This is a genomic window from Mesorhizobium sp. L103C105A0 (assembly GCF_000502215.1).
Lineage (GTDB): Bacteria > Pseudomonadota > Alphaproteobacteria > Rhizobiales > Rhizobiaceae > Mesorhizobium.
The window spans coordinates 126780-140426 of sequence record NZ_AYXF01000008.1 but is presented as its reverse complement, the minus strand read 5'-3'; the positions used below and the strand labels follow the sequence as shown (position 1 = coordinate 140426).

Sequence of the window (13647 nt, the reverse complement as noted above, 5' to 3'; positions counted from 1 at the left end):
CTGAGCCGTTTCCCGAAAGCAGGACCTGATGACTTTGAGACCATTGATCGCCTTCGCCAAATTTGCCGCACCCAAAAAGGGCAGCATCTTCGTGCTGGCGGCCGACGATGGTGGCCTTGGCGAACCGGCAAAGGCCTGCGACCCCTCAGGAACGCTGGCGCGGGCGTTTCCGGTGGCGGAGTTTTCCGGAAAATTCGCCGGTGTCGTGGAAGTGCTGGCGCCGCAGGGAACATCGCTCGACCGACTGGTGGCGGTCGGCGCCGGCAAGGTCGCCGGCCTCGATGACTTTGCCTGGCTGAAGCTTGGCGGCACCATCGCCGCGTCCCTGCGCAAGGCAGCGGAGGTGGCCGTCATCCTCGATGTGCCGGGCGCAAAGATTGGCGGCAGGCAAGCGGCGAACCTTGCCGCCGGCATCATTCTTCGCAGCTACTCCTTCGACAAATACAAGACCAGGAAAGACAAGGACGATGCCGAGCCGAAGAAACCGGTCAAGGTGACCATCCACACCGCCGATCCTGCCGCGGCGAAAAAGGCCTTCGCCGACGAGGTTGCGGTCATCGACGGCGTGCTTCTGGCGCGCGACCTTGTCAACGAACCGGCCAATACGCTCGGCCCGATCGAATTCGCCGCCCGCGCCAAGGAACTGGAAGCGCTCGGCGTCGAGGTCGAAATCCTCACCGAGAAGGAAATGAAGAAGCTCGGCATGGGCTCGCTCCTCGGTGTCGCGCAAGGCTCGCCACGCGGCGCCCGGATGGCTGTCATGCAATGGAAGGGCGGCAAGGCCAAGGACGCACCGGTCGCCTTCGTCGGCAAGGGCGTCACCTTCGACACCGGCGGCAATTCGATGAAACCGGCTTCCGGCATGGAGGACATGAAGGGCGACATGGGCGGCGCCGCGGCCGTCATCGGGCTCATTCAGGCGCTAGCCGCGCGCAAGGCCAAGGCCAATGTCGTCGGCATCGTCGGGCTGGTGGAAAATGCCGTCGACGGCCATGCCCAGCGCCCCGGCGACATCGTCACCTCGATGTCGGGTCAGACCATCGAGGTGCTCAACACCGATGCCGAAGGACGCCTCGTTCTGGCCGACGCGCTGTGGTATTGCAACGACCGCTTCCAGCCGAAATTCATGGTCAATCTGGCGACGCTGACCGGCGCCATCATGGTCGCGCTCGGCCAGCATTATGCCGGCCTGTTCTCCAACAATGACGAACTTTCGGACAGGTTGACGGCGGCCGGCCAGGCGAGTCAGGAGCGGCTGTGGCGCATGCCGCTTGGGCCTGAATACGACAAGCTGATCGATTCCAAGAACGCCGACATGAAGAACATCGGCGGCCGCTATGGCGGCGCCATCATCGCCGCGCAGTTCCTGCAGCGGTTCGTCAAGGAAACGCCGTGGGCGCATCTCGACATCGCCGGCACCGCGATGGGCTCGCCGCCGAGCGAGATCAACCAGTCCTGGGGCTCGGGTTTCGGCGTCAGGCTGCTCGACCGGCTGGTGCGCGACAATTACGAGGGATAAGGCAGGGAATGGCCGATGTCCTGTTCTACCACCTGACCGAATCGACGCTGGAGGATGCGCTTCCCGGCCTGCTCGAGCGCAGCGTCGATCGCGGCTGGCGCGCCGTGGTGCAGACAGGGACCGAGGAGCGGCGCGATGCGCTCGACCTGCATCTGTGGACATTCAGGGACGATTCGTTCCTCGCGCACGCGACCGACCGTGAAGCCCATCCGGCCGAACAGCCAATCCTGCTCACCACGAGCGACGCCAACCCCAACCAGGCGCAGATACGCTTCCTCGTCGATGGCGCCGCACCCGCCGATCTCGCCGGCTACGAACGCGCCGTGTTCCTGTTCGACGGCCATGACGCGGCCCAGGTCGAAGGGGCGCGGACGCATTGGAAGGTGTTGAAAGAAGCGGGCCACGCTGTCACCTACTGGCAGCAGACGCCCGACCGTCGCTGGGAGCGCAAGGCGTAAGTCGCGTTATCGGTCGCTGATCGTAACCTTGTTTATCTTCGCGCCCTGCGGGAGATCTTTCACCTGCCGATGGATTTGGCCGGCGATATGCACCTTCACAACGAAAAACGTCGTTTCCATCTCTCGCAGACTCATTTCGCCGCCAAGCACCGGCGGCTTCTTGAAATCATAGCATTGGCCGGCTGCCGGAATCAGTCCGTTCTTTCGGGCGGCAACGACAAGGCCCGCCAGCAGCAACTCGTCGCGGCGCGCTTCATTCTGCAAGTCGGCCTGAAATTCCGCCCAATGACCCGCAATTCTGGTCAATTTCCCGTCGAGCATATCGAGATGACGAACCGACCCGTCGCCGGCACGGAAAAATATGTCGCCGAAAGCTGACACCGCAGCTGGTTCAAGGCCATCCAGTCCGATCCACTTCCAGCCGTCCAACGCTTCCGCGATTTCGTTCGCAGGTGGTTCGATAAAGAGGAACTGATAGTCATGGGGCCATTCGGCTCTGATCAAGCCCCCTGTATTGGCTCTGTTGGGCTCGGCTTTTCCTTCCTGTCTGGCGTCGGACGCGCCAAAAATTGAAGAAATAAAGCGGAAAAAAGATCTGGCCATAATCGCCCCCGTACGGGTCTTTATACTTGCGAGAGATTCTAGCCGCAATCCACTGAAGGCTCCATAGTTCCCACGCATTCGTCTTGATGATGGCCATCACATTGGATCCGTTTTATGGATTGACTGGATGCAGGCTCATTGGGCGGGCTGAGAATGCGGATCAGGATCATCGGAACCGGGCGGGCCGTGCCGGCTCGATGCGTGACGTCGCGCGCCCTCGATGCGCGGCTGGGGTATGGCGATGGACATTTCGAGGCCGCGACCGGCGTCATCGAACGCTATGTCTGCGACGCCGAATCGCAGGTCGACCTTGCTTGTGCCGCAGCCCGTCTGGCGCTTGCCGATGCCGAACTTGAGGCAGGCAGTGTCGATCTGGTCATCGGCGGTTGCGGCGTGCCTTATCAGCCGTTGCCGTCGACGGCTCCGCTGGTCATGCAGCGCCTCGGCCTTGCCGATGGGTCGGCGGCCGCCTTCGACGTCAACAGCACCTGCCTCGGTTTCCTCACAGCCTTCGAGACCGCGTCGCGCCTGATCGAGGCCGGGCAATGCCGGACGGCGCTGGTGTTCTCGTCTGAAATCGCCTCGCGCGCCCTGCCGTGGCAGGACCAGCCGGAAATTGCGGCCCTCTTCGGCGATGGCGCGGCGGCCGCCGTGCTGCAACAGGCAGCCCCTGGCGAAGGTGGGGTGGCGGCCAATCTGATGCGCACCTACCCTTCCGCCTATGCGGCCTGCAGCATCGGCTCCGGCGGCACCCGGTTCGACTTTCATCGTGAGCCCGAGGAATTCGCCCGCCACAGCCTGTTCCACATGGAGGGTAAGGAACTGTTTCGCGTCACGTCACGCCATTTCAACGGCTTTGTAGCGGAGTTGCTCGATCGCGCCGGCTGGCGGCACGACGATGTCGACCTCGTCGTGCCGCATCAGGCAAGCCCTTTCGCGCTCGCCCACATGGCGCGCCAGACCGGCTTCGCCAGGGAAAAGCTCGTCGACATCGCGGCGCGCTACGGCAATCAGATCGCCGCTTCCATCCCCTTTGCGCTCGACGTCGCGCGCCGCGAACAACGCATTGTGCCCGGCGCCAAGGTGCTGTTCCTCGGCACCTCGGCCGGCGTGTCGTTCGGCGGCATGGCGCTGGAAGCATGACCGTGGGACGCGTCCTCGTCACCGGCGCCAGCGGCTTCCTCGGCGCGCATGTCATGGCGCGGCTGGCTGCACTGGGTACACCTGCGCTGGGTCTTGGCAGGGACGCCAAACGCTGCGCGGCGCTCGAAGCCGCTGGTCATCGGGTCGTTCGGCTCGATTTGTCTCAACCGTTCGATGCAGCTGCCGCGCGCGCTCTCGACGGAGTCGATGCGATCATCCACTGCGCGGCACTTTCCGCGCCCTTCGGCAGGTTGGCGGATTTCCAGACGGCAAATGTCACAGCTACCCGCAACCTCAGCGATTTCGCGCGCGGGCAAGGCGTGCGCCGCTTCGTCCATATCTCCAGCCCGACGGTCTGTTTCGCCTATCGCGACCAGCTCGGAGTTTCCGAGAATGCGGCCTTGCCCCCTCCGGTCAACCACTATGCCCGCACCAAGCGGCAGGCCGAGGAGATCGTGCTGGCGGCGCCTGAGATCAGCCCGGTGGTGCTACGGCCGCGCGGCCTCTACGGTCCCGGCGACCGCACGCTGCTGCCGCGTCTGCTGCAGGTGGCACGGCAGCGGCCGCTGCCGCTGTTTCGCGACGGCAAGGCGCGCATCGATCTCACTTATATAGAGGATGTCGTCGATGCGGTGCTTGCCGCGCTGTCCGCCGGCAGCGCTGCCGAGGGACAGGTATTCAACATCTCCGGCGGCGAAGTGGTGCCGGTCCGCCGCATTGCCGAGGCGGCCTGCGCCCGCGCCGGCGTGCAGCCGCGCTGGCGCAGAATGCCGCTCTGGCCCGCCATGCTGGCGGCCGGGATAGCGGAGACGGTAGCGAATATATTGCCCGGCTGCCCGGAACCGCCGGTGACGCGCTACGGTCTTGGCCTGTTCGCCTATGCGCAGAGCCTCGATCTTTCCAAGTCAGGCCGCATCCTCGGCTGGGCGCCGAAAGTGTCGTTCGAGGAAGGGCTCGATCGCACATTCGGCAAGGCGACGGAAAGCAGGGAGGCTGCGTGAAGATCGTCTTCGCCAACAGCGCCTCTGTCGGCGCAGTCGAGCGCCTGATCCTGCGCGGCGGCAGCTGGGCGAAGGTCAGGCTACGTGTCCGCTACGGCCTGATCATGCATCCGCAGGCCGGCCCCGTACTGGTCGATACCGGCTACACGCCGCATGTGACACAAGGCAGCGAGCGCAGCACGGCGTTGCGTCTTTACAGTGCGATCCTCCGGCCCCAGCTCAACGAAGCCGAGCAGCCGCTCGCGGTACTGGCGCGCTTCGGCCTGTCTTTGCAGGATGTGCGCACCGTCATCGTCACGCATTTCCATGCCGACCACATGTCGGGCCTGTCGCTGTTTCCCAACGCTCGGCTTATCGCCAATGACACCGCCTGGGCGCGGGCGAAGGCCAAGACTTCCCTGCAGAATCTGCGCCATGGCGTCTTCAAGGAACTGTTCCCGTCTGACTTCGAGGCCCGACTCGACGGGCTGTCGTCGAAGCGGCAGGTCGAGCCGCGTGGCGGCGTACCGGGCGGCGCCGATCTGTTCGGCGACGGCAGCGTCATCGCAGTCGGTCTGCCCGGCCATGCCGATGGCCAGTTCGGCCTTTCGTTCCCAAATCTGGAGCGGCCGCTGCTCTACGCCGTCGACGCGCAATGGTTGTTCGCGGCCCTTGTCGAAAACCGAACTCCCGGTCTGCCGGCAACCCTGCTGGCCGAGGATGCCGCCGCGATCGAGCCGACCAGCGTAATGTTGCGCCGGTTTCTGGCGACCGGCGGCGAGGTTGTTCTTTGTCATGATCCGGCGGTGACGGCCTACGATCTGGCCGGAGAGAGCGCATGAACGGGCCGACGGAAGCGGCCCGTTCGTTTGTGTTGACGCAATGGCTCTCGCGCAAGAGCCGTGAGAATTTCGAACGCTGGCAAGGTCATGCCTTGCGCCGCTTTCTCGACCGCGACCTGCCGCGCGCGCCGTTCTACGGCAAGACGCCGCGTCATCTCGGCGATCTGCCGGTGACCGACAAGGCGACGCTGATGGGCAATTTCGAGCGCTTCAACATTCATGGCGTCTCGGCCGCCGAGGCCTGGAAGGCGCAGGCCGGCGATAGCCGCATTGGCGAGCTGACTGTCGGCTCCAGCACCGGCACGTCGGGCAATCGTGGCCTGTTCGTCATTTCCGAGGCGGAAAAATACCGCTGGCTGGGCACCATCCTGGCCAAAGCCGTGCCCGATCTGCTCTGGCGCCGGCAGCGCGTTGCGGTGATCCTGCCGCAAAACACCGGGCTCTACGATAGCGCGCGCAAATCGCGGCGTATCGACCTGCGCTTCTTCGATCTGACGCGCGGTCCGGAGAGCTGGCGCGGCGCTCTCGAAGATTTCGCGCCGACGGTGATCATCGCGCCACCGAAGATACTGCGGCACTTCGCGGCCGAGGGCTTTCGGCTCAAGCCGCAGCGTGTCTTCAGCGCCGCCGAAACGCTCGACCCGGTTGACCGGCCGGTCATAGAGGCATTCTTTGGTGGTCAGGTCGACCAGATCTACATGGCGACCGAAGGGCTGTTCGCCGTCACCTGCCGCCAGGGCGGGCTGCATCTGGCCGAGGATTCGGTGTTCTTCGAGTTCGAACCGGCCGGCGACGGCCTGGTCATGCCGCTGATCACCGCCTTTCGCCGCCGGACCCAGATCATGGCGCGCTACCGGATGAACGACTTGCTGCGGCTGTCCGAAAAGCCATGCCGCTGCGGCTCGCCGCTGCGCACGCTGGACGAGATCGTCGGCCGCATGGACGACGCTTTCCGGCTAGCCTCGCCGCACGGGCAGCTCCTCGTCACGCCCGACATACTACGCAATGCGGTGCTCAAGGCCGACCGGCGCATCGACGATTTCCGCCTGGTCCAGACCGCTGAAGATGCAATCGAACTCAGCCTGGCCCCCGGGCTTGCCGACGAAGCCGCCACCGCCGCCCATCAGTCCGTGCGCAATTTGCTGGCGGCGCGCCAGGCGACAGCTTCGGTCAGCCTTGTTCGCAGGGACCTGCCGTTGGAGACCGGCCGCAAACTGCGTCGGGTCGAATGCCACCTGGGAGCGGCATCATGAACCGGCTCGCTATGTTGCCACTCGATCAGACGAACCGGGTAGAAAACAACCCGCGTGAGGTCGAAGCCTTCGTTCAGCTTTTCAACGAGGTGCCGGTGCGCGACCTCGTGCGCAATCTGACAGTGGCTGTCGAAACCTTCGAGATCGCCGGCCGCTCCTTTCCGCTGACGCTGAACGACAGAAGCGAAGCGCCGAACTGCTACATCTGCTGCCCGTCCAGCGCCTATGTCGACTATGCCATCGACGAGACCCGCAATTTCGTCTCCTCGCCCTTGCTGCAAAAAACGATGCGGATGCTGATCGGCCTGTGCGCGCCGCTGGTCAGGATGAGCGGCCTTGACCATCAGGTTCAGGTCAACAACTGGCTCTATTCGACCAATCCGGTGCCGCTGCTCGATCGCAACGCGGTCGCGGCGATGCGCGACGATCTCACCGCGCGTTTTCCCGATCGCGCTGTTCTCATCCGCTCCCTGAACGAGATCGCCGATCCGTCGACAATCGCAGCGCTGAAGGCGGAGGGTTTTCGAATGCTGGCGGCGCGGCAGATCTACATCTTCGCAGGCGACGGTTCGGCCATGACCAACGACATGAAGCGCGACCGCAAGCGGCTGCCCACGACGCCTTTCGAGCAGGTCGGCAATGGCGACTTCACCGAGGCCGACTATGCGCGCGCCGAAGCGCTCTACCGGATGCTCTATCTCGACAAATACACGCCGCTCAACCCGCACTACACGGCCCGCTATATCGGCGAGACGCACCGTCGCGGCATCCTGCAACTGGCAGGCCTGCGTCGTCCCGGCGGTGAACTGGTCGCCGTCGCCGCTTTGTCTCAGAACGGCAGGACACTGACGCAGCCCATCGTCGGCTACGACACCGGCCTCCCGGTGAGCGAAGGCCTTTACCGCATGATGATGGCGCTGGCGCAGGATCATGCGATGGCGCACAGCCTGTTCTTCAACATGAGCGCCGGTGCCGCCGCCTTCAAACGCTTGCGCGGCGCCGTGGCGACGGTGGAATACAACGCCGTCTATGCTGCCCATATGCCGCGCCGCCAACGCATGGCGGTGCGGATCATGGAATTTGTGCTCGCGAAGGTCGGCATTCCCCTGCTCAGGAGATTTGAACTTTGAGCGACACCCGGCAGCAGAAAGACAAAGACTATTGGCAGGCGGTGATGCGGTCTGCCGACATCAAAGCCAAGCCGAAGCGCATCCTGTTCGACGGCGCGCCACTGGTGCTGTTCCGCTCGGCGAAAGGCATTGCCGCCCTCTTCGACCGCTGCGCTCACCGCCTGGTCGAACTCTCGACCGGTAAGGTCGTCGGTGGCGAGATCGAATGTCCCTATCATGGCTGGCGCTACAATGGGGAAGGGCGCTGCACCGCCATTCCCGGCCATGTCGGCGACGTCCCGCATTACCGTATCCGCCGCTACAGCGCGATCGAGCGCGACGGCGTCGTCTTCGTCTCGGCAGGCACGCCTGAGGGCGAGCCCTATCTCCATTGCATGCAAGGCAAGGATGTCGTCGTGAAGCGGGTGCGAAGCTCGGCGCGATCGACGGTGCTCGACGCCGCCGAGAACATTCTCGACGCCACTCACACCCACTTCACCCACAAGGGTGTGCTGCGCGGCCTGACCGCAAAGCGCCATCTCGTGCGCGTCGAGGTGACCGGCGGCAAGGGCTGGGTCGAAAGCTGCTACACCGGCGAGGACCGCCAACAGGGGCTGGTCAGCCGGCTACTGGAAGGCGAGCGCGCCAAGACCATCGGCCGCTACCGCCATCCCGGCATCGTCGAACTCGAATATTGGGGCAAGGGCGGCTTGGCGCTGGCGACCACTTTCCATTTGCGTCAGGCGGACGAACGGACCGTCGAAGGCGTCGGCTGGCTGATCGGCCCGCGACAGGGCCTGTTCGGCGAACTCAAGGCGCTTGCTTTCCGGCCGCTCTTTGCCTTTGCCCTGCAGCAGGATCGCCGTGTGCTGAAATCGGCCAGCGACAACGCCCGTATATCGCCGCAGGTTCAGCCGGCGATCGGCCCGCTGGATTTCCTGCGCCGCGACATAGCGGCGATCATCGACGGCAAGATGCCACCGGCGGCGGCAGAGCCGCGGGTGCACCAAATCGAGCTGTAATCTAAAGTTCACGGCACTTGATTCCAGTTATGCTGTAAATTATAGTTCACGGATGATCGAAGTTCGATCCACTGACGAATTCCGAAAATGGCTCAGAGGGCTCACGGACATTCGCGCCGTAAAGAAGATCACCCAACGGATTGTCCGCGTTCAGGCTGGGCTGTTGGGAGACGCCAAGTTCTTCGATGGCATAGGAGAATTGCGCGTAGATTACGGTCCGGGATACCGCGTGTACTTCGTCCGGCGCGGCAACACGGTCATTATCCTGCTCTGCGGCGGTGACAAAGGCTCGCAGGACAGGGACATCGGAAAAGCCAGGAAAATGGCAAAGGAAGTTTGATATGACCCTCAGAACCACACCATTCGACGCCGCCGAATATCTTGATGATGCTGAGTCTCAAGCCGAACTGCTCGCTGATGCGTTCGAGACCGGGGACGCGACTTATATTGCGCACGCCCTCGGCATTGTCGCGCGCGCCCGCGGCATGACAAGTATAGCGAAGGACGCCGGCGTGACCCGAGAGGCACTCTACAAGGCGCTGAGCGAAAAGGGCGATCCGCGCCTCAGTACATTGCTGGGCGTAACCAAGGCGCTTGGCCTGCAATTGTCCGCAAAGCCAGTTAATCCCGTTTAGGCAACCTTAGCAGGACTTACGCACTCAGCTGAAAACCGGAAGTTCCGTTTCAACTCGACTAGTCCTGCTCCGGCCCATTCCACTCGATATCGCGCGTCGACGCAGCCTGCAGGCTGATGCGCTGGCGCAGTGCTGTGCCGGCGATCTCGGCCAGTGTGCGCCACTGCGCCCGCTTCGGCGCGGGGTCGCCCGGCCAGTCGAGCAACTCGCTGGCATTGTGCATCGCCTGACGGAAGCGGCCGAGACCACCGGAGCGCAGTGCCGCCGGCATCCCGTAGATCCACATCGCAAGCCTCACCGTCTGCGGCGCCGTCACGTCGGGCTTCACCTCGGCGCCATCCTCCAGGACCGCGTCGGCGAAGCGCCGCGGATCGCGAAAGAAGTGCAGGCCGCTCACGGCGCGCGGATTGCACTCCAGTGGCAGCACCCTGCCGTTGTTCTCGCGCATCAGGTCGAAGGATATCTGGCCGGTCCAGCCGGCGCCGGCGACGAAGGTTTCGACGAAGCGCCGCGCCGCGATATCCTCGACCGGCTCGAAACAGATGCCGGCGCCCTTGCCGGCGCGATAGAGCGAACGGTAGAGCGCCAGCGCTTTGAGTTCACCCTCGATCGCCACCGCATAGGCGCTGATCTCTTCACCGGCGACGTAGCGCTGCGCCACCCAAGGAGCGGCGGGCGAGGGGCGGACGGCGTCGAGTTCGTCCGGCGATGGCCGCAGCAGTACGTCACGGGCAAAACGTGACCACACAGGTTTGAACACCAATTCGCGCGATTGGCCACGAACGCCGTCGAGATCGGCCTCGCTTTGCAGCAGTATCGTTTCCGGCACGTCGAGCCCAAGGCTCTGCGCCAGCCGGATGAAGGCATGCTTGTCGTGAACGCGGGCGAGCATCGCCATCTCGGGTGCGAAGAGGCGGGCCGGCATGGCGCGGTGCTGCCAGAGACGACCGAGATAAAAGACTTCCTCGCAGGTCGGGATAACGAGTTCGATGCCTTCCGCGCCGACAAGCGCTTCCACCGCCTTGGCATAGGCGTCGGCGGCAAAGCGCGGCGGCGGCAGGCGATGGTAGGCGGCGCAGGCCGTGCTCGCTGCGGCGATCGGCCGGGCCGGGCTGTCGGCCAGGATCACCCGGCAACCGGCGCCATGCAGCAGCCGCGCCAGGTGCAGCGCCACCGGCGCGCGGGCACCGGTGATCAGCACGGTGCTATTGGGCATGAGCCACCGGCATCGGTTGGAAAAGACGAGTCAATGCTTCTGCGGAAGGCTTCATTCGCCATAAGTGCCACATGGCTTGCGTGCCGCCAACGGACTCCACAAAGGTGGCTCCGCTGCGTCAGCCATCGCTTTTTGGCCTTCAGGGCGTTATTGGCAATCTGTCGAACACCCGGATCTCCTCAATGCGCTTTCTGTTTGTCCTGATACTGCTTGCCGGCGCCGCCATTGGCTTCGTGTATCCCTGGGCCATGAGCAATTTCTCCGGCCACGAGATCGGCACCTGGCGCGTCTACGACCAGGGACGGTTTAGGCCTGTGACGGTGACGCTGAAAGCTGGCGACGCGCCGGTCAGAGTGCTGGTCGACCTGAAGGCAAAGGCCGAGCGCATTGTCTCGCAGCAGCGCACCGTGCTGACGCTGACTGCCGCCACAGCCGGGCGCACGGTGCTTGCCTCGACGCTGCAATTCAACCACGCCGACAATCCGCGCCAGGTCAGCCCGCAACTGCCCGACAAGATCTTTCGCGACGAGGCCGGCGTGATCGAAACCGTCAGTCCCGGCGCCTATCTCTTCACCGCCGGCCCGGGCGACGCCGACGATATCCCGATACGCGCAGTGGATCTGATACTGCGCTCCGGCGCCGGTGAGATCGATCAACGCGCACGGCCGGTTGGCTATGGGCTGATGGCCGTCGGCCTGATCGGCTTCCTGCTTACTCTGGCTTTCGGCGGTCGCCGGCCGGAGAACCCGAACTCGAAGCCGCCACCGCCGCGTTGGGGCAGAGGCTCCTCGACATGAGCGCGGCATGAACTACCGTCACGCCTATCACGCCGGCAATTTCGCCGACGTCGTCAAGCATGTCGTGCTCAGCCTTCTGCTCGACTATCTGAAGCAGAAGGACAAGGCGTTCCGTGTCGTCGACACTCATGCCGGCATTGGCCGCTACGATCTTTCGTCGGCGGAAGCGCAAAAGACCGGCGAATGGCAAGGCGGCATCGGCCGCCTCATCGACGCCCCGATCGAAAAATCGGCGGCTGCGCTGCTTGCCCCCTATCTTGAAGCGGTGCGTTCGCTCAATCCCGATGGCGGGGTGAAGAAATATCCGGGCTCGCCATTGATCGCCAGGCACCTCATGCGAAAGCAGGACCGGTTGTCGGCGATCGAACTGCACGGCGCAGATGTCGCCAGGCTGAAGACGCTGTTTGCCGGCGATTTCCAGACAAGGGTGATCGAACTCGACGGCTGGCTGGCGCTTGGCGCGCATCTGCCGCCAAAGGAAAAGCGCGGCCTGGTGCTGATCGATCCGCCGTTCGAGGAAGCCGGCGAATTCGACCGCCTGGTCGACGGCATGCAGAAAGCGCACAGGCGCTGGCCGGGTGGCATCTACGCGCTGTGGTATCCGATCAAGGATCGCAAAGCGATCATCGCCTTCCGCAAGGCGCTCAAGCAATCCGGCGTCCCAAAATTGCTCGACATCGAGTTCGAGATCCGGCCGGCTTCGCGTGAACCAAGCCTCGACGGCAGCGGCATGGTGGTGGTCAACCCGCCCTTCACGCTGGAGCGCGAACTGCGCATCGTGCTGCCGGTCCTGCACAGATTGCTGGCGGTCGAAAAGCCGGCGCACTGGTCGCTGGAATGGCTGGCCGGGGAGTAGCGACGCTTCGCAGCGGGCGACGCCCGCGGCAAAGACACAAAGTCGCTAGAGGTTTTGACGGTGGCGCCATCCGCGAATGCTCAGCTGTGTTCAACGAACCGAAACCATGGAGATGCACATCTAATCGGCTCGGCGTTGACGCTAATCCCAGAATCAGATAGATAGATATCTAATTATTAGATTTCGAATCGAATGCCAAGATCGACAGAAGAGGAACTGGTCAACGCGATAGGCTTCGCGATGTCGCGCTGGCAGGATGCCGTCGAAACGTTCGATGGGACCGTCGCCGAAATCTATGTGCTGAGCGCTGCCGAGCGCCGCTGTCTCGGTGCGATCAATCACGGTCGGCGGGGCCGGCAAACCTCGTAGCGAGGGAGACAAATCTCACGCCGGCGGCGGTCACGACGTTGATCGACCGGCTGGAAAAGCGCGGCTTCGTCAGCCGTCAGCCGGATCCCGATGACAGGCGCAAGGTCATGGTCGCGGCGGGCAAGAAGACCGAGGAACTCGTCCGGCGCTGCTACCATCCGATCCTCGAGGCGGGCGCCGCATTGCTGGAGATTATTCGGCGGCCGAGATGCAGTTTTTGCTCGGCTTATCAAGAGGTCGAAGCGATGCAGAAGGCGCAGACCGAGAGGGTGCGCGGCAAAGCAAAACCGGTGCGTTGAGAGAAGGCATCGGAGGATGGTCCGGCGAAACGCCGGTCCGGTTTCAAGTGTGTACTGTCAAGGAGACCCTATGCCCCGCATGATCTTCGTCAACCTGCCCGTCGCCGACCTCGCTGCGTCGATGGCCTTCTACAAAGCTCTCGATTTCGACAACAACCCGCACTTCACCGACGACACCGCAGCCTGCATGGTGCTGAGCGAAACGATCAACGTCATGCTGCTCACCCATGCCAAATGGCGTCAGTTCACCGATCGCCCCATCCCACCGGCCACCTCGAGCGAGGTCATGCTTGCCGTGTCCTGCGACAGCCGCGCGGCGGTCGATGCGATGAATGAGGCGGCGGCTAAAAATGGCGGCGCCGCCGACATTAACGCCCAACAGGATTATGGCTTCATGTACAATCGCAGCCTGGCCGATCCTGACGGCCACGTCTGGGAAGCGATGTGGATGGACCCGGCCGCGATACCGCAGGGCGACGCCAAGCAAGGCTGAACCGGGTTTCGGCACCCCGCCGGCCATGGCAGGCCGCTTTTCCTAAATGGGCG

Annotated in this window: 17 protein-coding genes; 15 read left to right on the top strand and 2 right to left on the bottom strand. The window is 63.8% G+C overall.

From position 1 onward, the window contains the following. The first annotated feature begins 28 nt into the window (after positions 1–28). Entirely contained in the window at positions 29–1519 is a 1491-nt protein-coding gene (locus X727_RS143435) for a leucyl aminopeptidase (RefSeq protein ID WP_023715072.1), read from the top strand. Positions 1520–1527: 8 nt separating this feature from the next. After that, positions 1528–1977, top strand: a complete 450-nt coding sequence (locus tag X727_RS143440; protein WP_023672739.1) for a DNA polymerase III subunit chi — start codon at positions 1528–1530, stop codon at positions 1975–1977. Positions 1978–1983: 6 nt separating this feature from the next. Here X727_RS143440 and X727_RS143445 read toward each other — a convergent pair whose 3' ends face one another. Then, positions 1984–2580 (bottom strand): T6SS immunity protein Tdi1 domain-containing protein, encoded by a 597-nt coding sequence (locus tag X727_RS143445; protein WP_023743803.1) that lies wholly within the window; start codon positions 2578–2580, stop codon positions 1984–1986. 201 nt (positions 2581–2781) lie between these two features. On the opposite strand from X727_RS143445, the gene X727_RS143450 reads away from it, so the two are divergent. Genes X727_RS143450 through X727_RS143480 form a run of 8 tightly spaced genes read left to right on the top strand, consistent with a single transcriptional unit; the run spans position 2782 to position 9564 of the window. Continuing rightward, entirely contained in the window at positions 2782–3723 is a 942-nt protein-coding gene (locus tag X727_RS143450) for a 3-oxoacyl-[acyl-carrier-protein] synthase III C-terminal domain-containing protein (RefSeq protein ID WP_245274194.1), read from the top strand. Then, positions 3720–4724 (top strand): NAD(P)-dependent oxidoreductase, encoded by a 1005-nt coding sequence (locus tag X727_RS143455; protein WP_031204524.1) that lies wholly within the window; start codon positions 3720–3722, stop codon positions 4722–4724. The genes X727_RS143450 and X727_RS143455 overlap by 4 nt, the downstream gene beginning before the upstream one ends. Further along, positions 4721–5545: an MBL fold metallo-hydrolase gene (locus X727_RS08335; protein WP_023743806.1), complete on the top strand. Its 825-nt coding sequence runs from the start codon at positions 4721–4723 to the stop codon at positions 5543–5545. Before X727_RS143455 ends, X727_RS08335 begins: the two co-directional genes overlap by 4 nt. Beyond that, on the top strand, positions 5542–6798 hold the full coding sequence (locus X727_RS143460; RefSeq protein ID WP_023715075.1) for a F390 synthetase-related protein: 1257 nt from the start codon (positions 5542–5544) through the stop codon (positions 6796–6798). Before X727_RS08335 ends, X727_RS143460 begins: the two co-directional genes overlap by 4 nt. After that, a complete protein-coding gene (locus tag X727_RS143465; protein WP_023834766.1) occupies positions 6795–7928 on the top strand; it encodes a GNAT family N-acetyltransferase in 1134 nt (377 codons plus the stop codon). The genes X727_RS143460 and X727_RS143465 overlap by 4 nt, the downstream gene beginning before the upstream one ends. Beyond that, positions 7925–8929: a Rieske (2Fe-2S) protein gene (locus X727_RS143470; RefSeq protein ID WP_023672745.1), complete on the top strand. Its 1005-nt coding sequence runs from the start codon at positions 7925–7927 to the stop codon at positions 8927–8929. Before X727_RS143465 ends, X727_RS143470 begins: the two co-directional genes overlap by 4 nt. Positions 8930–8981: 52 nt before the next feature. Next, positions 8982–9269: a type II toxin-antitoxin system RelE/ParE family toxin gene (locus X727_RS143475; protein ID WP_023672746.1), complete on the top strand. Its 288-nt coding sequence runs from the start codon at positions 8982–8984 to the stop codon at positions 9267–9269. Position 9270: 1 nt separating this feature from the next. Beyond that, positions 9271–9564, top strand: a complete 294-nt coding sequence (locus X727_RS143480; protein WP_023672747.1) for an addiction module antidote protein — start codon at positions 9271–9273, stop codon at positions 9562–9564. A 58-nt stretch (positions 9565–9622) separates the two neighbouring features. Here the strand turns inward: X727_RS143480 and X727_RS143485 are convergent, their stop codons facing one another. Beyond that, positions 9623–10780 (bottom strand): hypothetical protein, encoded by a 1158-nt coding sequence (locus X727_RS143485; RefSeq protein WP_031204521.1) that lies wholly within the window; start codon positions 10778–10780, stop codon positions 9623–9625. Between the two features lie 182 nt (positions 10781–10962). Here X727_RS143485 and X727_RS143490 point away from each other — a divergent pair, with 182 nt between their 5' ends. The 5 genes from X727_RS143490 to X727_RS143500 all read left to right on the top strand — a co-directional run bounded on the left by X727_RS143490 (position 10963) and on the right by X727_RS143500 (position 13594). Continuing rightward, entirely contained in the window at positions 10963–11577 is a 615-nt protein-coding gene (locus X727_RS143490) for a hypothetical protein (RefSeq protein ID WP_023834764.1), read from the top strand. A 7-nt stretch (positions 11578–11584) separates the two neighbouring features. Beyond that, complete coding sequence (locus tag X727_RS143495; protein WP_023701908.1) at positions 11585–12433, top strand: 23S rRNA (adenine(2030)-N(6))-methyltransferase RlmJ; 849 nt, start codon at positions 11585–11587, stop codon at positions 12431–12433. 192 nt (positions 12434–12625) lie between these two features. Then, the gene (locus tag X727_RS1000000168610; RefSeq protein WP_023829025.1) at positions 12626–12802 is read left to right on the top strand and encodes a hypothetical protein; all 177 of its coding nucleotides are present in this window, start codon (positions 12626–12628) and stop codon (positions 12800–12802) included. Continuing rightward, complete coding sequence (locus X727_RS1000000166870; protein ID WP_196815014.1) at positions 12754–13101, top strand: MarR family transcriptional regulator; 348 nt, start codon at positions 12754–12756, stop codon at positions 13099–13101. Before X727_RS1000000168610 ends, X727_RS1000000166870 begins: the two co-directional genes overlap by 49 nt. A 70-nt stretch (positions 13102–13171) precedes the next feature. Continuing rightward, positions 13172–13594: a VOC family protein gene (locus tag X727_RS143500; RefSeq protein WP_023834762.1), complete on the top strand. Its 423-nt coding sequence runs from the start codon at positions 13172–13174 to the stop codon at positions 13592–13594. Positions 13595–13647: the final 53 nt, after the last annotated feature.